We start from the raw sequence: 24,286 nt of genomic DNA on the forward strand, positions 1-24,286 counted from the left end.
TGAACAACTTTTTATCCATCATTATAATTATACCTAGCTATTATTTACTTTGAGCCATCATAGACAAAAGTATCTGCAAAAAATGCTACTACATAGAATGAAATTTTTTTATCTACTAGAACATGTTAAACTAAATAAGTATATAATACATCCATTTTAGGTAGGAGCATTTGATATTCTGTTGAATAAAGTAATTGATTTCATAAAAAGGGGTACTACAAATGAACTTAGAAATACTTTCACCAACCACTACGACGGGAGCTATGGTAATTGGGTTTCTGTTTGCACTCATTTATGCGACTTATATTAAAAAGAAAGAAAAAGCAAGCTGGCTATACTTCTTTCTAACATTAAGTGCAGGAAGTGTATCTGCTGCTTTTGGAGTAGCACTATTACACATCATTGGTATAGTACAATAGAAACAAAAAGCACCTTAGAAGTTAGCGAGTAATGTAACCTTCTGAGGTGCTTTTTAACTCAAACGGGAACTTTGTATATGGAAGAAAATTAACTTTGACTTTAAAGAGTTGAAACTTGTAAAGTACTTAATCGTATGTTAAAAAAAGGGGGCTAAATAAATGAAATTACATGTAAAAGAAGCATTAGCTTTGCTTTTAACTTTTTCTTTAGTTGGATGTGGAGAATCAAACAATTTAACAAGTAATCAAACTAATAATCATAAAACTCAGGTAGAAGAACTTGTTTCTGTGGAGCAATTTCCAAAGCAATTTTTAGCTGGTGAGTTTGAGGCAATTTACAACCAAACAAGTGAACCTTTTCAAGAACAGGTATCGTTTGAACAATTTGAAGAACTTGCTATTGGCTTTAATAAAGGCGTAAAGAACTATACATTACTTTCTAAACTCCCAATTCAAAACGTAACAGAATACGTATGGATTAGTGATGGTGGAGATAAAGGGATTCGGAGTTATTTTGGAAAGAAGCAAAGTATTGAAGGACTACAACTCGTCCCTTTGAATACTTATGCTACCGATAACGTCTTTACACAAAACACTTATCAAATGCCAATAACCGGAGAATGGTTCACGTTTTGGGGCGGTACGAATGAGCTTGTTAATTACCATTATGCTTTGGAAAGCCAGAGATACGCTTATGATTTAGTTATCTATGAAGGAGATTCTACTTTTGAAGGGGATCCGAAGAAAAACGAAAGCTATTATGCATTCGGAAAAGACATTGTGGCCCCAAGAAAAGGCGTCGTTATCTCCGTGAAAAATGACATAACTGACAATACACCAACGGTCAATACAAATGCCGAACAACCACTAGGAAACCATGTCATTATCGAACATCAACATAAGGAATATAGTATAATCGCACACATGCAAAAAGGTTCTGTGCAAGTGAGGGAAGGGGACCAAATTAATGCTGGCGATGTACTCGGAAATGTTGGGAACTCGGGTAACTCCTCAGAACCACATGTTCACTTTCAAATATCTAACGGTTCTGACTGGAAAGAAGCAACTTCGCTCAGAATAAAACTAAAAGACGAAGCAAATCCTATTCGAGGTGATATAGTTACAGGCTTCTAAGTACGCCTAATTAAAATGTGAAGCGGAATAAAATAGTGTGGAAAGAGGGTTAAAAGGTACCCTCTTCTATAAATTCGGTTTGTGAAGGAAAAACCAACCTCTTTTTCCAGAAGGATCTCTTTGGGATGGTCAATTTTCACTTACATTTTCTAATTTAGGCAATATCCAAAAGGAAACAGCTATTCCAGCAAAACTTATTATCATACTTAGGATATGTTGTGTTTCATATTGTAGGGATGTTAGATTAAGGAAATACTCAGGTAATGTTAACAATGCTGTTATAACGATTAGAATCCATGTCTTAGCCCATACTGAAATACCGATCACAAATAGCAATGTAATTCCACCAATGATTAAACTTCCTATATTGTCAAAATGAACGGTAGGGGTCCAAATTACTTTATCAAGAAAGGTTAATCCTAAAAATAAAACCAATGGGAGCAACGCAATACCAAAAATCAATACACCCTCTTTAACATTAGATTGGTTTATAGTTGAAATGTATTTAAACCCTTTAAAGACAACTGTTATAAATAAAACAGTAATTATTATGTGCCCGATGATTTCCAATAGAGAATATGAAAGGTTTCCTGCCAATAAATCAGAGAAAATTTTAACGGAAAAGGATCCGAAAATGATAAGACAAATGTATTTAAACCATGTTCGATAATCAATGGTCATTTCATCAGAAACCATCTCCATGTATTCTTTCGGAGATTTTCCAATAATTTTTTGTATGGATTTCCCGTTTTGTTCGGCTTCGGACAAATGGATTTCTAATTCATTTACAATCCCCTCAATTTCATCTTGTTTTTTTCCACTTGAAAATAAGTAAACACGTAAGTTCTCTATGAAGTTTTGACTCTTTTTAGAAAGATGTAATTCACGTTTCATCTTGGTTACCTCCATTTGTAATTGTATATTGTTGTATCACTCCGTTAACGTTACTCTGTAAATTTTGCCAACGTTCTATAAATTTTTTCAATTCCAAATCGCCCTTTGGTGTTAGTGAATAATATTTTCTTCTTGGTCCCGCTGTAGACTTTTTTAAAGTAGCTGTAATTAATTCCTCTTTTTGCATTCGCATTAATAATGGATAAATAGTACCCTCGCTAAAAGAGTGAAAACCATAGCTTTCAAGTTTTTCTGCCATTTCATAACCATATACTTCTTTATCCTTTATAATTGCTAGTAAACAGCCATCAATGATACCTTTTAGCATTTGTGTTGTCGACAAATTTCTACCTCCTCTCGCTAACCCGTGGAATACAAGGGTTATGATTATGGAATATCTTACATTACATGATATACATGAAGGGTAGCATCATTAGTCTTGTAATGCAAGGTAAAAATCAATAATAGAATAATTTATCACAATTACCCACCAATGAAATGGAATTTTTTCCACACGATACGCCAAATCCCCTTTTAAAATAACAATACCAAGGCTATTGTTATTTACGTATATATAGAAAAAGGGCGGCAACCATTAACAATAGAGCGGAGATACGCGACCAATCAAGCGGAATTTGCTTCATGCCAAACCAACCAAAGTGATCAACAAAGGAGCTCATGATTAATTGAGCTGTCACTAAAGCAAATATTGATGCACCAACACCAAGTCTCGGAACCGCTAGTACCATACTCGATATATAAAATGCTCCAATAACACCACCAATTAATTGCCACTTAGGAACTTGGAACATCTCAATTACATTTCCTTTTCCAAAAAACAGCATAACCAAAAACAATGTAATAGTCCCTACAAAAAAAGAGACAAACGCCCCTTCAAACACACCGATTCTTGCGCCAAGAGCCCCATTAACCGTTGATTGAACAGCAACACCAATACCAGCGATAAAAATAAGTAACATCATGAACCATTGCATGCCATACACCCTTTCCTTTTAATCTCCTTCACACCATATATTTCTTTAATTTTTTAAAAAATGGTGCGAGGTGCCTCGACGATATATTCCTTTATTTAATGTGATACAATTAATATAACATGGTTTATTGGAGGCGCTTTCATGGTAAATGATTTTAATGTATTAAAAGGAGCAGAACCATTTTTTTATGAAGGAGATAAAACCGGAGTACTAGTCATTCATGGATTTACTGGCACTACACAAAGCATGCACTATGTTGGGAAGCGACTAGCTGATGAAGGCTATACGGTTTATGGACCTCGTTTAACAGGTCATGGTACATCACCAGAGGATATGGAGCAAGCTACTCATTCAGATTGGATACGTAATGTCCAAGAAGGGGTAAAGAAGCTAAAGGTAACGTGCAAGGAAATCTTTGTGGTTGGGCTTTCTATGGGAGGAACACTTACCTTGTATTTAGCCCAAAACAATCCTGAAATTAAAGGAATCATGCCCATTAACGCAGCGATTCATATGCCAGAACTGATCCAAACGTATGAATCACTTCAATCAACAGAAACACGATTTGTAGACGGGATTGGTTCTGATATAAAAGCAGAAGGAGTGGAGGAACTCGCTTATGCGCACACACCTGTTAAATCGATGAACGAAATTATTACGTTATCAGAGCAAGTACGTAACGATTTAGAAGAAATCAACATCCCTACTTCCATTATGTATTCACCAGAAGATCATGTCGTTTCACCGGATAATTCTTTAGAAATCTATAATTCTATTTCTTCTGAAGACAAACAGATTTTGGCACTAAAACAAAGCTATCATGTCGCAACACTTGATAATGATAAAGATATGATTGCGGATACATGTATAGCATTTATAAATGAGCGAAGAAATAAATAATGATAAAAAAGCAGGGAATGACATTTACTATCTTTCCCTGCTTTACATTTACTCTTTTGTATATATATTATCGATTATTTCTTGTAGATCGCCTGGTTTATGAAATTCGATTGGTGAAACTCCTTTTTCAAATTGAATAAACTCTGATTCAATTAGCAATACATATTTGCCATTCACTTTAGCTATGTGCATCGTGTCACCGTAATCAGCTAGTGGACCTTTGACTTTCGTCTCACCAATTTTCATATTCAACTCTAAGTCAGGGGTATGCTCCACCATTTGACTTGTCGCTTCCATCACTTGCTCTGTTGTTAATGTTTCTTTTAATTCACGTTCTTCACTTGCTTCCCATATTTCCATCTCTTCCACAAATTGTTCCCATTCTTGACTATCTTCTTCGATGAACTCTTGCACTTGTTCTTCAATCATCGTTTTCACTTGATCACGTTGAATCTCTGGCATTGGTTGTCCGTAGCCAACAAACTTTAAGAAATCCTCAAAATAACGGGCATGGGATGCTTGGTGAATCTTAATTTCTGACGGCTCTAGTTCTCCCTTTTCTGGCATGAATGGATATTGAATAGACTTCATATTCTTCGTAGTAATCGCCATCTCTACAGATTGAATCAAAGTCTTCTCATCAGATATAGAAGCAACTTTCGGTTCAAAATCACATTTCAATAGAAAAATAAACGGTTCATCAAAATATTTCGTTAGCGTAGCAGAAACGACTAAAAACGCTCCACCACGAATCGCACTTGCATCAACGTATGCATCTACAAATAATTCACTCGTCTGATAGAATTGCTCCTTATCCGTTGCTAATTGTGCTCGGCGAAACACATTGTAATTCGGATTCGAATCTAGTTCATGACCTGGTTCAACGATAAAATACCCTAATTTTGTAGGTACTTGTTCAGATTTTGGATGACGTTCAACTTTACGATTGACTATCTTCTTCAATTCTCCTTCTAAGAAGTCCTTAATCGCATGCTGGCCATATTCAGATGTATCTAACGTATGAAAATGTTTGTAATCTTTACTTACTTGCTCTCCCTTACCATCGACTTGAATCACATAAAATGATAAATAGTTAATTTTGAATTCCATATACTCACCCTAATATCTATTATTCAACGTTATAAGTATAGGGAAGGGTTTATACATCGTCAAATGCAACGATTGTGTTCATAACGCATGGTAATCTATGAACATGGCATTTTCGATAATAGTTTGGTAAATAAGGTTGATTGCTGTTGCATGATTGTAAGCTTGCACTTTTTTAGTTTAGCTACTATACTATAATGATGAACCATCATAAGGATAATAAGGGGAATCCCAAAATAAGTCATACTATTGGCAGTTTAATTATTCAATTACAGCGAATGGAACGTAATCCACGCTCGTTTGGGCAGGCAGGGACACTAACGCCTAGCGAAATTCATACAGTTGACGCGATTGGATTAGGGGATGGCATACGAATGGGACAATTAGCCAAACGATTGGAGGTAACGAAAGGAGCCGTCACCCAGTTAGTAAGCCGCTTAGAAAAGAAACATCTTGTGGAACGTACACGTCACCCAGACGATTCGAGAGCCATTCAACTCACTTTAACAGAAAAAGGGAGGGAAGCATTTCAAATTCATGAACAACGTCACCATGAGTTTCAAAATAAACTGTTAGAGGAATTAAGCCCAGAAGAAATTGCTGTATTTGAAAAATGCGTACACACTTTCACAAATGTGTTGAAAGAACACAATACATAACAGTCAGTTTTTTATTTTACTGACTGTTCTATTTATCGTAAATAGTTTAGCTACTATACTAATTAAGTTAGGAGAATGGAAATGGGCATTTTATATGCATTACTATCAGCGCTCATGTTTTCTATCAATAATGTCATTGTGAAAAAAGGAATCATGAAACATAAGAGTAACGATAATGGCTTATTGATCACTGTTTTTATAAATGTTGTCCTATTAGGTGTAATATATTTAGTTATGCTTTATTTACACAATTGGCAAGTCGTATTCTCATGGAGTGGGGTTGGATATTTCGCTTTAGCGGGCTTATGTACAACTGGTATTGGGCGGCTTACGCTATTTCGTAGCATTGCTTATATCGGACCAACCAAAGCATCTGCTATCCGTAATACAACTCCTATTTTCACGACATTATTTGCGGTGCTATTTCTAAATGAAACGATTGGTTTTTTACCTAGCATCGGAATCTTACTTATGTTAGGCGGGGTGCTACTTGAAAGCTTTCGTAATTACCAATCCGCTACTCCTTCATCAGATGTACAAAGAATGCATTCAATCGGCTTCCGGTTAGCCATTTGTGCAGCTATTATATTTGGAATTGGTCAAGGCATACGGAAACAAGGATTAATCGTATTAGACGATGCTTTTCTTGGTGCTTGGATAGGGGCATTAGCTTCGCTTTTATTTGTTGTTACAACACAAGGGTTGCAAGGAACATTAGTAGATAATATGAAGGCTTCTTTCCGTCATTTTAGCCCTCACTTCTTAATTGCCGGAATCTTAACGAGTTTTGGACCATTGTTCTTCTTCTTAGCAACAAAATCGATGCAGGTTTCTTATGTAAGTGTCATCGCAGCCATAGAACCATTGTTGACGATGCTTATTAGTGCCATTGTAATGAGAAACATCGAGTCTATATCAGTTCAAACAAAAGTAATGGTTGTGCTTGTTGTTGCGGGAACTATTTTGTTAACGATACATACGTAATCAAATCATGTTGTCTGAACCACAGGATAGAACAGGATATGATAGAATAATATGGACAAATAATAGGGAAGTGAGCATATGTTAGAAAATGTTGATTTAACGTTAAAAATGGAAAGTAAACAAAGCTATAAAGAAACATTAAAGCAAACACAAATTGAATTACTCCAATTGCAAAGGGAACTATTTGAACGAAAAATGGGATGTATTATCGTGATGGAAGGGTGGGATGCAGCAGGCAAAGGTGGTGCCATTAAACGCTTAACAAGAGGACTAGATCCACGCGGCTATCAAGTACATCCAATTGCCGCTCCCACAACACTAGAAAAAAACGAACATTACCTTATGCGTTTTTGGAGGAAAATCCCTGCTTACGGCAGCGTCGCCATCTTTGATCGTTCTTGGTACGGACGGGTGCTAGTGGAACGGGTGGAAGAACTTACAGATTCAGAAAACTGGAAAAGGGCTTATCAAGAAATCAATCAAATGGAAGAAATGCTAACGAATGATCGATACATTATCATTAAGTTGTGGTATCACATATCTAAAGAAGAACAGCTACGCCGCTTTAAAGAGCGAGAAGGGGATCCTTTAAAACAATGGAAATTAACAGATGAAGATTGGCGCAACCGATCTAAATGGATGCAGTATGAAGAAGCGGTGGAGGATATGATTGCTAAAACGTCGACCACACGCAGTGAATGGAACATTATTCCTGCTGAAAGTAAACATTACGCACGGGTTACAACGAATCAAATCATTATTAATACTATTCGTGCGAAATTAAGCTAAAAAGAAAGAAGGCAACGTGATTGTTGCCTTCTTTCTATTCAAATTCATTCTCTTTTTCATCTTGCTCTTCTTCATTCTGTGTATTACCTGAAGCACGTTCCTCTTTTAACTCAAAATAACTATCCAATATATCACTACCAATTTCATCCTCCACATTGTATTGCCCAGTAACAGATCCTGTGTAAGGAACGACAACAGCAAAAGCGATTTCTGGGTCTTCATATGGAGCATAGCCAACTAACGTTAAATTCTCCATATCACGATGAGGTTTATAATACACTTCACCGTTTTTATCTTCTTTACGCTCATAATAATCGACTTGGGCGGTACCTGTTTTACCGGCAGCAGTGTAGTCTTTATTGGCAAATTTATGACGAGCAGTACCACGAGATCCATTAAACACCCTGTAGAACCCTTGTTGGACCCGTTCTATTTCACTATCTTCCATCGTAATCCGATTGAGTACATTCGTATCATAAGCTTCGACAACTGGGCCAATTTGTTCACCTTGTTTACTAATTTTCGGTTGTCTCACTTCATTTACTAATCTTGGTTGTACACGATAGCCATCATTGGCGATGGTCGAAACGTATTGTGCTAGTTGCATCGTCGTATACGTATCACTTTGTCCAATCGATTGATACAACATGGAAGCGGCATCGTTTTTGTTCTTGAAACCAGCGCTTTCCGCTTCAGCAGGTAAATCAATCCCTGTTTTTACACCTAATCCGAATTGTGCATAGTAATTGCGAAACACTTGCAATCTCTCTGGGATAAACGAAAAGCTCTCCCCAGGTTGATAACTTTCATCTCCACCGATTCTCATCGCAATATGATACATATACACGTTAGAAGAACGTTCTAATGCGGAAAGGTCATTAACACTACCTAACGCTTGATACGATCGTAACGGTGGTGAGCCTTTAATATCTAAAGGGGCATCGTAAATACTTTCCCCTGGTTGTAAAACGCCAAAATCATAACCAGCGAGGACGGTTGCTCCTTTAATCGCGGAACCAGGAGCAACAGGAGCTGTCACGGCATTGATGCCCGTATCGTAAAACTCTTCCTCTTCTTCATCCCATGTTTGGCCTGAGATGCCTAATATTTCCCCGGTTTTCGGATTCATCGCAACAGCCATTCCTTGATAAACAAACCGGTTTGCACTAGATTTCGCACGGGTTGCCTTAATGTGTTTACGGAGAGATTCATCCATTCGCTTTTGTAATTCCATATCAAGAGTCAGCATTAAATCGTTTCCTTGTTTTCCTTTATGAACAATCTCTTCCTCAACAATGTCTCCACTTCGGTTCGTTGTGTACTGGATTTTTTTCTTTTCCCCTTTTAAGACTGCTTCATACTCTTTTTCCAATCCACTACTACCTACACGGTCATTCTTATTATAATTTCTCGATGTAAAGTATTGTTCTTGCTCTTTCGGTACACCTTCTGTCGTTACTTTCCCTAAATAATCCTTAAGTAGTTTATCTTCAGGATAGGTGCGCTCCCAGTCAGTCGCTACATTAATCCCACTTAGTTCATGCTGATGTTCTGCCACCAACGCATATTCTTCTTGAGTCACCTTCTCATCTTTCACGTTAAAAGGAGTAAAGGCTGATGCTTGATCTAATTTCCGTTTAATCGCAATGACTTCTAACTCTTCATCGCTATACTGCAAATCTTTCTCCGGATCAATGCGACTTAATAATATTTCGTATGGTGTTTCTTCCTCAGCTTCTTCCTCTTCTTCCGTATAGGTTTGTTCTTCTTTTGATAGACGTTCTTTGTGAGCATTCTTATTTGTTATAATCCAATAATCCTTTTTATCGCGTTCAGTTACTTTCTTTATATCCTCTTCGTTCATATCAATTAATTGTGCCAGTTGCTCGGCTAATTTCACATGGAAGTCCGGCTTTGGAGTACGTGTAGGTGTGTACGTAATTGTATACTGTGGTTTAGTATCCGCTAGAATATTTCCATAGCGATCATACATCTTTCCCCTTGGCACTGGAACAGCGGTCGTTTGACTTGTCGTTTTATTAATCTCTTCTTGGGCATCTTCTCCATACAATATTTGAATAACGCCTAATTGTAGTATCAACGCTGAAAATAATACAAATACGGCGAAAAATAACACATTCAACCGAAAGGGAAGGTGTGATTTATTCTTTTTCTTCTTCTTTCCCATTTTTCTCCCCCTAAAAAAATAATTACTACAAGCCAAATTGTACCACTATTTGTGCACCTTCACTAGCTATAAATACAAACAACTCGAACACGATCTATGTATCACAGCTGTATAAGAATTATGGAGAATGTCTTTACGACTAGTACAACCATTTCTATATATAATATGACACAAAAGTAATCCTACGATTATCAGATACACATGAGTCCTAAAAAACTAGTATATTTGCACAAAGCATATAAATAAATACATATAAAAAGGATAATCCTGATTCATTATGTATAAATTTTCATTTTTTTAGATGCAATAGAAGGGGATTAGATTACATAGAGAGAATATATATACTTATATGTTAAGATTTTGTTTAACTATATGCCGTATATTACTACTTAGGAGGAAAGGAGGAAGAAAGCCATCCTATCCTATTAGATTTTAAGACTGAATTTGAAACGGAACGAATGCACATTAGAATGCCAAAGCCAGGGGACGGGAAAGCTGTGTATAGTGCGGTCCAAGCGTCTATAAATGAATGGAAACCTTGGTTGCCATTTGCTCAGCAAGAACAAAGTGAAGTAGATGTAGAGAAAAATAGTAGAGAAGCTCATTGTAAGTTCTTAAAACGAGAAGACCTTAGGCTATTGGGATTTCACAAAGGGTCAAACCAGTTTATTGTATCTGCAGGATTACATAGAATCGATTGGCATGTTCGTAAATTCAAAATTGGTTATTGGGTAGACAGTCGCTATGCTGGTAAAGGATATGTGACAGAAGCGTTTGATGCGATTGAGAAGTTTGCCTTCGAACAATTACATGCTAATCGTATAGAAATAAGATGTGATGCTAAAAATATAAAGAGCAGAGCAGTAGCTGAACAATTAGACTATCTATTAGAAGGGATATTACGTAATGACGATTATTCTGTAGACAGAAAGGAATTACGTGATACGTGTGTATATTCCAAGTTAAGATTATTATTGGAATTTAACGTGTAAAATGGGGGAAATTAGTTATGGATAAACGCACATTAGAAAACTATTGTCTCAAACATATAGGGGTTTCACATAATTATAAAGAAGAATGGAATGCAGATCGTTACTTAGTCGGCGGTAAGATTTTCGCCATTATTGGGGAAGATCCGAAAGAAGGGAAACCACTCATTACCTTAAAAAATGACCCTAACCAAATTGAAGCATTGCGAGAGAAATATGAAGGAGTTATTCCTGGTTACTTTATGCATAAAGTACACTGGAATTCTTATTTCTTTGATGCTTCAATTCCAGATAATTTATGGGAAGAACTTATTGATCAATCTTATGAATTAGTCTATCGCCGATTGTCCAAAAAAATAAAAGAAGAAATCAGTGTATGAACGCTAAAGCTAAGAATAGATGTATATCTTTTCTTAGCTTTTTTAGCTTGTCAATATTTAAGAAGTAGTTTGGAGGTTTTATACAAAGCAGTTGGTATGATAGCATAAAAAGCGTAAGCCAATATCCTTTAATATTGACGTCTGATCTCACGAAAGATGCTCGTAAGGCTTCGTGTCAAACCGACAACGATGCTATCTTTTAAATCGTCTGAACACTACATAGTGAGGAGCTTTTTTTACAAAGACGTATGTCCATATCGAGGGGGAGACATGTCTTTGTAATGGAAGCTGCTTACGATGGAGTTGTTGTAGTTTCGTTGTAGCAACTGCACTAATATTTTGTTATAGGGGTGTGATTTCATGAAGAAGTCATTAACAGTAATCGCAATCGTACTACTACTTATAGTATGGTTCTCATTTTATTTCAACTCAGCTATAAAGGATAAAAACAGTAGTGGTAAATTAATCGATTGGGATAGTGAAGTTGTAAATATGAGTGAAGAGGAAAAAAATATGTTAGAAATAACAAAAGGAAGTCTTGCGAATGAAGCAGAAGTAGTTTTTATAAGGGAAGATAAGACTTACGCTATAAAACCTAAAGATGATAGCACTATCCAAACAGCGGTGTCTGATATAATTGATGGGGAATTAGATAGAGAAAGCTGGGAGGCACTAGTTAAAGATTTTACAGATATGTCTTTGAATTATTACGGCATATTAGGTGAGGGGTACACCATTGAGTTTTATAGCAATGATGATGTTAAATTAATAGAAGTGTCTAATGGTTCGTTAGTGTACAGTAAATTTGAATAAACAATAAACTTCGAAAACAAGTAATTTGTTACTATTATAGATATAGAGTAAATGTGACTGAGAACATAAATAGTAGAATAGGCTTGGAGGATAAATCACATGACAACACACATCGTATTTTGCTATGGCACTTTAAGAAAAGGACAATCAAACCACGCAATACTAAACGGTGCTCGTTGTATTGAGGAGCATTGCTGGACAAAGGGAAAGTTATTCGACACATATTTGGGCTATCCGGTATTCACTCATTCCATACCGACCGATAACGTTTATGGTGAGTTATATGAAGTGACAGATGAAGGGCTAGTTGCTCTTGATGAATTAGAAGGATTTCATGGAGAAGATTCCCATGATAACTTATATGAACGTATCGTACAGGAAGTTTATACAACTACCGGCGAAATGAAAGCAAGCGTGTATATAGAAGGGAAGAATCAAGATTTGTGTAAGCAGTACATATCTTCTGGTGATTGGAACGAATACTGCACGCAGTCTGAACATGAAAAATAAATTTAGGTAATAGAAATGAAAGTAGGTATGACATAATGCAAATGATTAAACGAGGAGAATGGCTGGAGCTCCAAGTTCCTAAGGATTGGAGTAATCATTCACTTGAACATGTTTTGAAAAGCGACATACACATTCCGAAAAAACAACTGCATCAGCTGCGAATGAGTAAAGGGGCTAAAATTAATGAGAAAGTAATGCCTTGGTCATCGATTTTGCAAGAAGGAGATGAGTTGCTCATCCATCTATTTATTCCTGAAGCATTAGGGGTTTATCCAACAGATATGAATTTACATATTCTATATGAAGATGATCATGTACTCGTCGTGAATAAACCGACTGGGATAAATGTTCATCCAAATGAAGAAGGGGATAAGAATACGTTAGCAAACGGTGTTGCCTATCATTATCTTAAGACCGGTCTACAAGCTAAGGTACGTCATATTCACCGACTCGATCAACATACAACAGGAGCGGTTATTTTTGCGAAGCACTCGTTAGCATCCGCAACAATGGATCGTCTATTAGAGCAACGGGCAATCAAACGTACCTATTTAGCTCTCGCTCAAGGTAAAGTTAAAGAACAGAAAGGGACCATTAGTGAAAAGATTGGACGTGATCGCCATCATCCTTCACGGCGCCGCATATCTCCTACTGGTCAGAAAGCTGTCACAAACTACGAGGTCGTTAGCTATCATGGAAAGCAGGATGTAACACTTGTTAAATTACAATTGCAAACAGGAAGAACACATCAAATTCGAGTACATATGGCACACATAGATCATCCTTTGCTTGGGGATACGTTATACGGTGGAAGAAAAGGAGATAGACAGGCGCTACACGCTGCTAAAGTTACTTTTCCGCATCCTATTTCCAAAGAGTCAATTACGTGCTTAGCACCATTTATAGAAGGGGATTCTATGTTTTCTGGTGAAGCGGATCACTACCTTTAATAGAGGATCCAGTCAACAAAAGATCAGGTAGGGAAAGGAAACCTAACTAGATATATACTCGAAGGTGGCTTAAAAATTAGTAAATTATCGTTTCAAGGAGAACTACATACAACATTTGATAATAACAAGTATGAAGATGACATTTTTGAACTCGGCTATTGTTATACAGGAGATGTCGATTTGATTGTGTTGCCAGGTCAAAAGAGAATTAACATAAGGCAAGGGGATTTGTTTTTATTCAAGACTAACAAGGAGAATAAGCAACGTATATCTATTGCTAGAGCTATTTTAAAAGATGCTCCTATCATATTATTAGATGAAGCCACCGCCTCACTTGATGCCGATAATGAATTAGAAATAAGAAACGCAATAAACGAGTTAACCGCTAATAAAACGGTTATCGTTATCGCCCTAAATACAATTAAAGATGCAGATCAAATTATTGTATTAAACAAAGGACAAATTGAAGAAACAGGAAACCATGACCAATTAATAATGAATCAAAAGAGATATTATCACATGTTCAATGAAATGAAAGTCGCTAAAGAATGGAGTATTTAAATGCGGAAAGCCCTTACCAAAATAGATGAGGTAAGGGCTTTTTATATCTACAAGAGTTAGAACTATCAGAATCTTTTATTGATTTTTACTATTTTTATACTATACAATATGGTTATGAAGTATTTCCTTGCTCCGTGATTTCTTGAACCGATTGACGATAAATCGACGATCACTAGTGATGTCATTCAGAAGGAGCAATCGGTGTTGAATCATTTTGAGAATCAATTGGATATTTCGAACGTGACGTATGGAAGGTAGTAGATCATCTCATTGTAGCGGACCGGGTTTATTTAGTGGGATTTAGGAGCTCTTATGCTGCTGCCTATTGGTTGTACTACAATTTAAACCAAAACAGTGAAAACATTACCTTATCCACTCCACATGGAATGCCACTAGAGGACTTATACCATCTAAACAACGATTCTGTTATCATTGTTTTTTTATTTTCCTCACAAGAAATGTTTTAGAGTAACGATTAAGAAAAGGTGGAATGCACATGAAACCAGACGTAAAAATGAAACAATCGCCACACATACAATCCTTTACGATGTCGGATGTATGGAAATTTATTATCCCATCTTTAATAGGTATTCTATTTTTTATTATTCCTATAACAACGAAAGACGGTATCACAGTTCCTGTCGCTTTCTTCGCAAGTAAAATCAATGCGTATTTAGTTGATTCTATTCCACTTATTGCTGTTGCCGTCATGGTTCTATCCACGATTGGATCATGCATCGCTGTGTGGATAAAGCCTCATTTTATATTAAGTCGGCCATTTTTAAAGCGTTTGCTTCACGTTAGTCCATTTTGGTTACTCGCACGCATTTTAGGGAGCGTTTTCGCTGTTATTACCATAACTCAATGGGGTCCTTCCTTCATACACTCTGAAGTATCTGGAGGATTATTAATTTATGATCTCATTCCAATACTTTTAACTACGTTTTTATTAGCGGGCTTATTGTTACCATTACTATTGAATTTTGGTTTATTAGAATTTGTCGGAACTTTACTTATTAAGATCATGCGCCCATTGTTTACGTTACCAGGTCGCTCTTCACTTGACTGTTTAGCATCATGGGTGGGTGATGGAACGATTGGTGTGTTATTAACAACGAAACAATACGAAGAAGGCTATTACACAAAAAGAGAAGCAGCTGTTGTAGCCACTACATTTTCCGTTGTATCGATTACGTTTACAATCGTCATATTATCTTATTTAGACTTAGAGAGTTATTTCCTGCAATATTATATAACGATTACGATAGCTGGAATCATTGCGGCGATGATTATGCCACGTATACCACCTTTGTCTAAAAAAGAAGATGTTGTGTATGAACAAGCCACAGCTCAACAAGAATCAAGCATTCCAGAACAACATAATATGATTACATGGGGATTTCGTAAAGCTGTGACAAAAGCACAGAAAAATAAAGGACCTCTTTCAGTTATAAAAGAAGGAGTCCAAAACGTACTAGATATGTGGCTAGGTGTTTTGCCGATTGTGATGGCGATCGGTACAGTAGCACTCATTATCGCTGAATTCACACCGTTTTTCACAATTTTAGGCAAGCCATTTGAACCGATTCTTACTTGGATGCAAGTTCCTGAAGCAGCAGAGGCCGCTCAAACCATGGTCGTAGGATTTGCAGATATGTTTTTACCAGCCGTAATTGGTAGCGGCATTGAAAGTGAACTAACGCGCTTTGTTATAGCTTGTGTATCCGTTACTCAATTAGTTTATATGTCTGAAATGGGTGGCTTGCTTTTAGGCTCAAGGCTACCGGTAAAGTTTTTAGATTTAGTGATTATCTTCTTAATCCGTACGTGTATTACATTACCAATCGTCGTTATAAGCGCACATATCATTTTTTGATCCTTTTAACTTAACAAAATGCAACTTTCCATAATAAGAAGGTGCATTTTGTTGTTTTTTATTATGATCCTTTTAAGCAGGTATATAATTTTTTAACTGATGGTTATAGAGTATGGAGGGACCTTAAAAAAATGAATGAGTTATAGATTGTTACCTATAAGTAAAAAAACGAAAGTAAAAGTAATAGAGCAATGAAGAACTTATTTCAGAAACTACAGGAGTTTGTTAATCCCATAGTAATGTAGTATGGATAAAACATCTTGTAATTATAAGGAATGTGTCAAAGACAAGTTCACCAGTAAAGATATTATAGGAACTTTAAGGAGTAGAGCCTTTCATAAAAAATAAATTTCTTAGTTTACATAATATATATTATAGGAAGTCATTGTTTGAAACTGTTTCATATCTCATTTCAGAAGTAAACTTGTGATAGTGAGATGGGATATGAAACATTTCTTTGTATGTCTTTTTTATAGATCTTTTACTCATCATCATCATGAACCTTTTGGTATAAATATTTTGACTTGATCCATACTACTTGATTCATTTCATTTGTATGAATGGTTTATCGTTTTTGTATACGTATATTCATGTATAATCATCATGCCAAAAAATGTTCTGTTAATGTTTTATACTTTACAGAAACGTTTGTTCGTGTTTGTGTTGGTCATTGGATAACTCCCTTGTTTGTTAAGCATAATGATCCTTTGAAGCTATAGTTGGCACAGTTTTATTTCAGATGCTCCCGCTTTGACGTACACAAACCTTTAATTTAATGGCAGCATTGTATATGATTTTATTTCCTTTACCTTTCCAGACTTTGACGCATTACTAAACATATATACATCGCAGAAATCAATTGTTGTGTCATTTGCTAATAATATCACACCATTAATTGAAGCGAATTTCCCATGTGTTATTACTTGGTAAATTTCAAGGCCGGTAATAAGGTTTTTATTTTCATCATGCAAAGCAGAAATAAAAGAGACAATGCCTTCTATTTTTTTATTATCTTTTAATTGATACCATATAATAGATTCATCTGCATATTCTTTAATGACTTCATTTTTCTTCATCACCATAGCTACTGTAAAATCAATAACGATTTGTTTCCTAGGAGCATTATCACATCCTTTTGGAAGAACAACTTTCATTCCATTCGGGGAACCGTTCACTTTATTTAACCTCCTACCTAAAAGAATCCATTCTATTATTATGAATACTTCGTCAATACCATCTGAATGCTTATGTGTCATGCGTCAAATGAAAGATCCCTTTCTAATATGGTTAGTTAAAAGGACTTGCTAATAACCAAAAGAAAGGGCTCTTACCAACATCAAAAATTTTTTATCAATCATATAAATACGACTCAACTCAAGAAAGTGAATACCCATTTAATAAACTTTTTGAATTGTTGTGTCATTAAAACTAGAGGCATATTTAAGTCTATATCAAATAGCTCGATCCATACTAATATGAACTAACCAAATCAAAGAAATCCCAATTAATAATATTTTTTTGTAAGCAAATACAGCAATACAATTATAATCGGACCAATATAAGAATCGCAGATGTTATACATTACCCTACCTATTTTTTGGTTGAAATTAAAACAATACTGTTCTCTTCCGTATTTATTATTCATTGTGCTTTCTTAATTGGTGTGACACCTAGTATCTGTTCGTATACTTCAATGATTTGTTGTGAAGGTATTGTCCAACTGTACTTCTCTGCTTCTTCTCGTGCATTTTCACGCATGGCTTCATGCAAAGTTCTCTGTTCTAACTTCTCTACTGCATGAACTAAGCTTGAAGTGTCTTCATTTTCGAATAACAAACCAGTGCGTTCATCATCAACTTGTTCCATTGTAGGACCACTTTTAGCTGCAATAACCGGTAGACCTGATGCCATTGCTTCTAGTATAACGAGACCAAGCGTTTCCGTAACAGACGGAAAAATAAACGCATCAGCGGAAGCGAACGCCTGAGAGAGCTCCTCCCCATGTAAAAATCCCGTAAAAATGGTATTAGTGCCGGCAAACCTTTGCTCTAATTGATCTCGCACAGGTCCATCTCCTACAATAGCAAGCCGGACATCATTTCGTTGCTCAAGTAACGGTTTAAGTTTATGAATCTCTTTCTCTGGAGCTAAACGCCCAACAAACACAAGTAACTTCTTGTCAGGCTCACCACCTGATAAACGTCTACGCATCTCCATATTGTAATGGCTTGGATGATATCGGTCGATGGCGACACCGCGTTTCCAAACGTGTACGTTGCGAAAACCGTGTCTATCTAGTTCCCCTTTGACTGCTTGTGACGTACACATGTTTAGTTCAGCCTTATTGTGTAATCGTTTAAAATACCACCATAACAATGGCTTTAATGGGTATAATTTATAATAATCTAAGTATTTCGGTACGTGAGTGTGATAAGATGCTATCAGTGGAAATTGTAGCTCCTTTGCATACTTAATTCCACTAACCCCTAACAATGCCGGATTTACAACATGAACGAGATCTGGTTGATGTTTATTTAATAAATCTTTCACTATTTTATTAGGTAAAGAAAAAGGACGATATCGATAAAAAGGAAGCTTTGTCGCTTTCACCCCTTCTATAATTGCTCCTTCGAACTCTGTTACGCCTAAATCAGGCGCAATCACAACAACATCATGATTTTGTTGTCGTGCATATTTAATCGCTTCTGTTAAGCGTGTGACAACACCATCTGTAGAAGGAAGAAACGTTTCGGTTACAATCGCAATCTTCACTTTATCTACTCCTTTTATGACCAAATTCAAACAAAAGGCCGAAGCAATAGGAATGTGCTTCAGCCTTATACAAAATGATACGCATTGAATCTATTATTTCCAAGTTACTTTCGGTAATACATTTTCTTTAATAACACGATTATTGTGTTCGATTGAAGCCTTTAGAATGCTTCGAAGCACTTCATCATCTAATAGATGTGGCTCTAGTCCAAGATCACGTAGTTTTGTATTGACTGCGTGGTAATAATGTTCTTCTTTTTCAATACGTGGGTTTTCAATGGAAGCTACTTTTGTGTCTAATCCTTCTTCTTTCGCTACTTTTTGAACCATTTCAGCAAGTTCTTTTACAGAGAACCATTCTGTAAATTGGTTAAATACACGGAATTCCCCTCTGTCAGCCGGATTCTCTGCTGCAATCTCAACGCAACGAACAGTATCCTTAATATTAAGGAATGCTCTTGTTTGATTTCCTGATCCATATACAGTTAAATCATGACCAATAGCAGCTTGAATTAAGAAACGGTTCAACGCAGTTCCGTATACTCCGTCATAATCTAGACGGTTTACTAGCATTGGGTCCATCTCTGTTTCGTGAGTATGTAAACCGTACACAATTCCTTGATTTAAGTCTGTTGCACGAATTCCCCATATCTTACATGCGAACATGATGTTATGAGTATCATGCACTTTTGATAAGTGGTAAAAAGATCCTGGTTGCTTCGGGTATGGAAGCACGTCTTTACGTCCTTTGTGCTCAATTTCAATATACCCTTCTTCGATATCAATGTTTGGTGTACCATACTCACCCATTGTACCTAACTTAATTAGATGGCAATCAGGTGCAAGTTCTTTAATAGCATAAAGCACGTTTAAGTTACCTACTACGTTATTCGTTTGTGTGTAAACAGCATGCTCACGGTCTATCATAGAATAAGGCGCAGAACGTTGCTCACCGAAATGAACAAATGCTTCTGGTTGTACTTGACGAAATACTTCACGTAAGAAATCGTAGTGATTTAAGTCACCTACAAATGTTTTAATTTCTTTACCCGTAAGCTCTTTCCATTTAGCAACTCGATCCTCTAAAGACGCGATTGGTGTAATAGAATTAGAATGAAGTTCTTCATCAATTTTACGACGTACTAGATTATCTAAAATCGTCACGTCATGTCCTTGCTTAGATAGGTATAACGCAGTTGGCCAACCACAGAACCCATCTCCTCCTGCAACAATTATTCTCATAGCTTGTTATCCCCCTTACCACTCTTTATATATTCCTAACATTATCATCATATCAATAAACGAGCAAAAAAATCACCCATAGTTTTATTGATATTTATTAAGAATATGTAAGAAAATTTAAAATCAAGTAAAGAATTCAATAAATATTGTAACACATCTTTAATATGTTTACAGTAATAAGTTATTTTACTATTATTATCACTTACTACTAAGTATTTCTATGATAAAATGGTGATAAATCTAGTAAAGGTGGTTGTTTCTACATGTCTAGCAAGAATAATCCGAAAAAATTTGCTTTGAATATGTCCGCTGCTCAATTTACAAAATTTTATGTATTACATCTTCTCCATAAACGAACGACGATGATTAGCGAACATTTTAAAGAGGAATTCGCACAATTAACAGGAAATTGGCGTCCCGCTCCTTCTACTTTGCTTGATACGCTTCATGCCATGACGGATGAAGGATTGCTGCAGCGTAAAGAAGATTATAAATCTCATGAAAAAAAACGCCAAAAAGTGTATTGGTATCGCGTAACGGAAAAAGGTTCAGAAGAATTTGAAGTGCTTAAGAAAAAATATAAAATTTTATTTGATGAACAATTAGATATTTTGAAGCGGATTATGAAAGAAATTTATTAACAGCGGGAGAGCAATGCATCTCTCGTTGTTTTTCTTTCCATAGGCAAATTCATTCTTCCCTTTCAAATCTCTTACAGAATAAGGTATAATAGCAAGTATAATATTCAGAATATTTTTGTATCGGGAGGGGTTTTCTTTGTCCACACACGCAGTATGGTTTCCTTCAGAGCATTATCAAAAGCAAACTCGTTTGTACGATTGGATGAAATCGCTTGGTTTTACGAATTATAATGATTTTCATGAGAAATCAATCGATCACATCGAATGGTTTTGGGATGAAGCTGTCAAGCAATTAGGAGTCGAATGGTTTCAACCTTATGAGCGAACAATTGATCTTTCTTATGGAATGAAGTATCCAAAATGGTTCATAAACGGAAAGCTGAATGTAACGTATAATGCGGTCGATAAGTGGGCGGAAACACCACATATGGCAAATGAGACAGCCCTTATATGGGAAAGCGATGATGGCGAAACACTTCACCTATCATATAACGAGTTAAAGAAACAAGTTGATCAAACCGCTTCTGCCTTTTACGAATTAGGGATACGTCAAGGAGACATCATCGCTATTTATTTACCAATGATTCCGGAAACATTATATACTATGCTCGCCGCTTCCAAAATAGGAGCCATCTTTACCCCAGCCTTCTCTGGTTATAAATCAGAAGCCATTGCAACACGTATTCAAGCATCACAAGCAAAAATACTCGTTACCGCTGATGGTTATAAACGGCGGGGTAAAACGCATGATATGATGCAAGAAGCGGAAGCGGCAGTTGCCTCCTGTCCTTCCATTGAAAAAATCATCGTTGTAGAACGGCTAAGTAAATCGCTAGAACTTGAACCCTCGCGTCATGTGACTTGGACTCATATGCTACAAGAAGCTTCACAGGAAGTGTTTACTGAACACATGAATGCCGAAGACCCTTTTATGATTATTTATACATCCGGAACAACCGGCAAACCGAAAGGCGCCGTCCATACCCATAGTGGATTTCCAATTAAAGCGTGTTTTGATGCAGGTATTATTATGGATGTGAAACAGAAGGACACATTGTTTTGGTATACCGATATGGGCTGGATGATGGGTCCATTCCTCGTATATGGTGGATTAATGAATGGTGCAACGATTGTCATGTTTGAAGGGACACCGGACTACCCGAAGCCAAATCGAATATGGGATATAGTAGAACGGCACCACGTAACTCACTTAGGTATATCTCCTACTCTTATTCGCTCTTTAATGAATCATGGAACGAAATGGGTAAATCAGCATAACCTTACCTCTTTAAAAGCCATAGGTGCTACAGGAGAACCCTTTAACCCTGAGCCATGGATGTGGTTATTTCGTGAAGTTGGTCAATCGAAGGTACCTATTATCAACTTTTCTGGTGGAACAGAGATATCTGGTGGTATGCTTGGTAACGTATTAATTAAGCCAATAGGCCCTATTACGTTCAATGCTGCCTTACCTGGAATGGATGTACACATTTATAATGATCAAGGACATGCAGTATGTAATGAAGTTGGCGAACTTGTATTAGTAAAGCCATGGGTAGGAATGACGAATGGGTTTTATCAAGAAAATAATCGTTATGAGCAAACGTATTGGAGCCGTTTCCCAGATACATGGGTGCATGGAGATTGGGCTATTGTAGATGAAGAAGGATTTTATACGATTACAGGAAGGTCTGATGATACGTTAAATGTTGCGGGGAAACGAATTGGTCCAGCGGAAATTGAATCTGTCTTCACTCAACATCCATCCGTATTAGAAGCAGGTGTGATTGGGATTCCTCATCACGTAAAAGGCGAAACACCTATCGCATTTATCGTATTAAATGATGCAAGCTCAAATGTTACACGAAAAGAAGAACTGATGAAGCATGCGGTAAACATGCTAGGAAAAGCATTAGCTCCTAGCAACTTGTTCTTTGTATCTGATCTACCTAAAACGCGTAATGCGAAAGTCATGCGACGCGCGATGAAAGCTGCCTTTTTAAACAAAGATAGCGGCGATCTTTCCGCTTTAGAAAATAGTGAAGTGTTACAACAAATTCAAAGCTATGGACAAACCGCTACGAACGAATAAAGAATAGCTCCAGGATTTTGATTACCTGGAGCTACTTCTGTTATTTATTGAGCCGTAATCGTTTTTTCAGCATAATCGTGTAAATCGTCTTTTTTATAATGGAACTTCACGATATACTCACCGCTTTCTTCAAAGGAGTGAGCCGCTGTATATTCACCGTCTTTACCCTCTGTTGCATCGATAAACGCATGCTTCTCTTCGCCTTTTTGCCATACTTCAAATTGAACTTCTGCATCAGTGAAAGGGGCCTCATCTTGTTGCAGATGACCTACAAGGCTAATTTCTTTATTAACTTCCACTTCATCATCAACCATGATATGTGCCATAATATCTTGCTCCGATTCACTATGACCTTCATGGGACGCATCCGCTACCTTATCATTTGCTATATTCCCGATTTGTAACGTTTCTTTCGGCATGTTGTGCATTTCTCTTGCTGTTACGTGGGCAATTACGTAATACGTGCCTGCTTCTTCTACGTTCCTATCGATTGTATACATACCATCTTCTAATAACGTACCATCTATCATTTCATGCTCATCGTCTGCTTGTCCTTCTTGCCAAAACTCAAAACGAACTTCATCTGCATCATTTACAGGCTCATCCTTATGCGTTACCGTCGCTCCAATGGTGAAGTCTTCATTCGGCATCAGCTCCTCTTTCGATGGATCTGTTGATACTTCCACTTCAATTGGTTCAAGCGACTCTTCTGATTCATTTGATTCTTCATTTCCACACGCAGTTAACGCTAATATTAGCATGGATAGTATCGCAAATAAAAACAGTTTTCCCTTCATCTTCCATTCCTCCATTTAGGTTATTGAATTTGTTCAATATCACTAATTAGTAATTCCACTTGCTCTTGTTGAATACCGTTATACTTCTTTACTACTTTTCCTTGTGGATTCACTAAATAGAAACTCGTTTGATGTAACATTTGATCGTTATTCTCAATATCATCAATTAACGTTTTGAACGATTTCATACCAAACTCTTTAATCTCTTGAAATTCATAGCCTGTTAAGAAAGACCAATTGTTATAATCTGCACCGTGCTGATCACCAAATTCTTTCAATTTATTTGGTGTGTCGTTTTCTGGGTCCACACTAAAGGATACAAATTGAATGTCTAACTCTTTTTCTTTCGCAGCTTGTTGAACTTTTGCCATGTTACTTGTCATTGGCGGGCAGACCGTGTTACAGTTCGTAAAAATAAAGTCCGCCACCCACCATTGTCCTTCATAGTCTCCAAGAGATACAGTTTCCTTCGCTTGATTCGTATAAGAAAAATCTTGTACCGTTTCAGACATGTTCGTTTCAATTTCTTCTCCCCCACATGCCGCTAATAATGGAATCATGACGAGTAATACGAGCCATTTCAATTGTTTCATT

At 36.6% G+C, this 24,286-nt stretch carries 25 protein-coding genes; 15 read left to right on the plus strand and 10 right to left on the minus strand.

The features are described from left to right. Positions 1 to 221: 221 nt before the first annotated feature. Both N784_RS05840 and N784_RS05845 read left to right on the plus strand, forming a co-directional pair. Positions 222 to 419 (plus strand): hypothetical protein, encoded by a 198-nt coding sequence (locus N784_RS05840; RefSeq protein WP_036833262.1) that lies wholly within the window; start codon positions 222 to 224, stop codon positions 417 to 419. A 159-nt stretch (positions 420 to 578) separates the two neighbouring features. Continuing rightward, positions 579 to 1,553: a M23 family metallopeptidase gene (locus tag N784_RS05845; protein WP_052127151.1), complete on the plus strand. Its 975-nt coding sequence runs from the start codon at positions 579 to 581 to the stop codon at positions 1,551 to 1,553. Between the two features lie 129 nt (positions 1,554 to 1,682). Here N784_RS05845 and N784_RS05850 read toward each other — a convergent pair whose 3' ends face one another. From N784_RS05850 to N784_RS05860, 3 genes are all read right to left on the minus strand, one after another. After that, complete coding sequence (locus N784_RS05850) at positions 1,683 to 2,447, minus strand: HAAS domain-containing protein (protein ID WP_036833263.1); 765 nt, start codon at positions 2,445 to 2,447, stop codon at positions 1,683 to 1,685. Further along, positions 2,437 to 2,775, minus strand: a complete 339-nt coding sequence (locus tag N784_RS05855) for a PadR family transcriptional regulator (protein ID WP_052127162.1) — start codon at positions 2,773 to 2,775, stop codon at positions 2,437 to 2,439. Before N784_RS05855 ends, N784_RS05850 begins: the two co-directional genes overlap by 11 nt. Positions 2,776 to 3,007: 232 nt before the next feature. After that, entirely contained in the window at positions 3,008 to 3,442 is a 435-nt protein-coding gene (locus N784_RS05860) for a DMT family transporter (protein ID WP_036833264.1), read from the minus strand. Between the two features lie 141 nt (positions 3,443 to 3,583). Between N784_RS05860 and N784_RS05865 the strand changes: the two genes are divergently transcribed. Then, on the plus strand, positions 3,584 to 4,342 hold the full coding sequence (locus tag N784_RS05865) for an alpha/beta hydrolase (RefSeq protein ID WP_036833265.1): 759 nt from the start codon (positions 3,584 to 3,586) through the stop codon (positions 4,340 to 4,342). Between the two features lie 48 nt (positions 4,343 to 4,390). Here N784_RS05865 and N784_RS05870 read toward each other — a convergent pair whose 3' ends face one another. Then, complete coding sequence (locus N784_RS05870) at positions 4,391 to 5,452, minus strand: DUF3900 domain-containing protein (RefSeq protein WP_036833266.1); 1,062 nt, start codon at positions 5,450 to 5,452, stop codon at positions 4,391 to 4,393. 194 nt (positions 5,453 to 5,646) lie between these two features. Between N784_RS05870 and N784_RS05875 the strand changes: the two genes are divergently transcribed. The 3 genes from N784_RS05875 to N784_RS05885 all read left to right on the plus strand — a co-directional run bounded on the left by N784_RS05875 (position 5,647) and on the right by N784_RS05885 (position 7,881). Further along, on the plus strand, positions 5,647 to 6,108 hold the full coding sequence (locus N784_RS05875; RefSeq protein ID WP_232305978.1) for a MarR family winged helix-turn-helix transcriptional regulator: 462 nt from the start codon (positions 5,647 to 5,649) through the stop codon (positions 6,106 to 6,108). A gap of 81 nt (positions 6,109 to 6,189) precedes the next feature. After that, positions 6,190 to 7,092, plus strand: a complete 903-nt coding sequence (locus N784_RS05880) for a DMT family transporter (RefSeq protein WP_036833267.1) — start codon at positions 6,190 to 6,192, stop codon at positions 7,090 to 7,092. Positions 7,093 to 7,170: 78 nt separating this feature from the next. Then, a complete protein-coding gene (locus N784_RS05885; protein WP_052127152.1) occupies positions 7,171 to 7,881 on the plus strand; it encodes a polyphosphate kinase 2 family protein in 711 nt (236 codons plus the stop codon). A 34-nt stretch (positions 7,882 to 7,915) separates the two neighbouring features. Here the strand turns inward: N784_RS05885 and N784_RS05890 are convergent, their stop codons facing one another. Further along, positions 7,916 to 10,069, minus strand: coding sequence for a peptidoglycan D,D-transpeptidase FtsI family protein (locus N784_RS05890; RefSeq protein ID WP_036833268.1), 2,154 nt, complete (start codon positions 10,067 to 10,069; stop codon positions 7,916 to 7,918). 458 nt (positions 10,070 to 10,527) lie between these two features. Between N784_RS05890 and N784_RS05895 the strand changes: the two genes are divergently transcribed. The 7 genes from N784_RS05895 to N784_RS05925 all read left to right on the plus strand — a co-directional run bounded on the left by N784_RS05895 (position 10,528) and on the right by N784_RS05925 (position 16,148). Further along, positions 10,528 to 11,061, plus strand: coding sequence for a GNAT family N-acetyltransferase (locus N784_RS05895; RefSeq protein WP_052127153.1), 534 nt, complete (start codon positions 10,528 to 10,530; stop codon positions 11,059 to 11,061). Between the two features lie 17 nt (positions 11,062 to 11,078). Next, positions 11,079 to 11,438 carry an MmcQ/YjbR family DNA-binding protein gene (locus N784_RS05900; protein WP_036833271.1) on the plus strand — a complete coding sequence of 120 codons (360 nt, stop codon included), beginning with the start codon at positions 11,079 to 11,081 and terminating at the stop codon, positions 11,436 to 11,438. 360 nt (positions 11,439 to 11,798) lie between these two features. Further along, entirely contained in the window at positions 11,799 to 12,251 is a 453-nt protein-coding gene (locus tag N784_RS05905; protein WP_036833272.1) for a hypothetical protein, read from the plus strand. A 99-nt stretch (positions 12,252 to 12,350) separates the two neighbouring features. Continuing rightward, complete coding sequence (locus tag N784_RS05910) at positions 12,351 to 12,761, plus strand: gamma-glutamylcyclotransferase family protein (protein ID WP_036833274.1); 411 nt, start codon at positions 12,351 to 12,353, stop codon at positions 12,759 to 12,761. A gap of 35 nt (positions 12,762 to 12,796) precedes the next feature. Then, positions 12,797 to 13,711 (plus strand): RluA family pseudouridine synthase, encoded by a 915-nt coding sequence (locus tag N784_RS05915; protein WP_052127154.1) that lies wholly within the window; start codon positions 12,797 to 12,799, stop codon positions 13,709 to 13,711. Positions 13,712 to 13,891: 180 nt separating this feature from the next. Next, complete coding sequence (locus tag N784_RS05920; protein WP_036833276.1) at positions 13,892 to 14,272, plus strand: hypothetical protein; 381 nt, start codon at positions 13,892 to 13,894, stop codon at positions 14,270 to 14,272. A 496-nt stretch (positions 14,273 to 14,768) separates the two neighbouring features. Next, positions 14,769 to 16,148, plus strand: a complete 1,380-nt coding sequence (locus tag N784_RS05925) for a YjiH family protein (protein WP_052127155.1) — start codon at positions 14,769 to 14,771, stop codon at positions 16,146 to 16,148. Between the two features lie 767 nt (positions 16,149 to 16,915). On the opposite strand, the gene N784_RS05930 is transcribed toward N784_RS05925, so the two are convergent. The 3 genes from N784_RS05930 to N784_RS05940 form a co-directional block, all read right to left on the minus strand. Further along, positions 16,916 to 17,323 (minus strand): hypothetical protein, encoded by a 408-nt coding sequence (locus N784_RS05930; protein WP_036833278.1) that lies wholly within the window; start codon positions 17,321 to 17,323, stop codon positions 16,916 to 16,918. 466 nt (positions 17,324 to 17,789) lie between these two features. After that, entirely contained in the window at positions 17,790 to 18,920 is a 1,131-nt protein-coding gene (locus N784_RS05935) for a glycosyltransferase family 4 protein (protein WP_036833280.1), read from the minus strand. A gap of 93 nt (positions 18,921 to 19,013) precedes the next feature. Further along, positions 19,014 to 20,162 carry an NAD-dependent epimerase/dehydratase family protein gene (locus N784_RS05940; RefSeq protein WP_036833282.1) on the minus strand — a complete coding sequence of 383 codons (1,149 nt, stop codon included), beginning with the start codon at positions 20,160 to 20,162 and terminating at the stop codon, positions 19,014 to 19,016. Between the two features lie 263 nt (positions 20,163 to 20,425). Between N784_RS05940 and N784_RS05945 the strand changes: the two genes are divergently transcribed. Beyond that, entirely contained in the window at positions 20,426 to 20,803 is a 378-nt protein-coding gene (locus N784_RS05945; RefSeq protein WP_036833283.1) for a PadR family transcriptional regulator, read from the plus strand. A 136-nt stretch (positions 20,804 to 20,939) separates the two neighbouring features. After that, positions 20,940 to 22,895 (plus strand): AMP-binding protein, encoded by a 1,956-nt coding sequence (locus N784_RS05950; RefSeq protein ID WP_036833285.1) that lies wholly within the window; start codon positions 20,940 to 20,942, stop codon positions 22,893 to 22,895. 44 nt (positions 22,896 to 22,939) lie between these two features. On the opposite strand, the gene N784_RS05955 is transcribed toward N784_RS05950, so the two are convergent. After that, the gene (locus tag N784_RS05955) at positions 22,940 to 23,692 is read right to left on the minus strand and encodes a FixH family protein (protein WP_036833286.1); all 753 of its coding nucleotides are present in this window, start codon (positions 23,690 to 23,692) and stop codon (positions 22,940 to 22,942) included. A gap of 20 nt (positions 23,693 to 23,712) precedes the next feature. After that, complete coding sequence (locus N784_RS05960) at positions 23,713 to 24,285, minus strand: SCO family protein (RefSeq protein ID WP_036833287.1); 573 nt, start codon at positions 24,283 to 24,285, stop codon at positions 23,713 to 23,715. Between the last annotated feature and the right edge of the window lies 1 nt (position 24,286).

The sequence above is a fragment of the Pontibacillus litoralis JSM 072002 genome (assembly GCF_000775615.1).
Taxonomy (GTDB): Bacteria; Bacillota; Bacilli; order Bacillales; family BH030062; genus Pontibacillus; species Pontibacillus litoralis.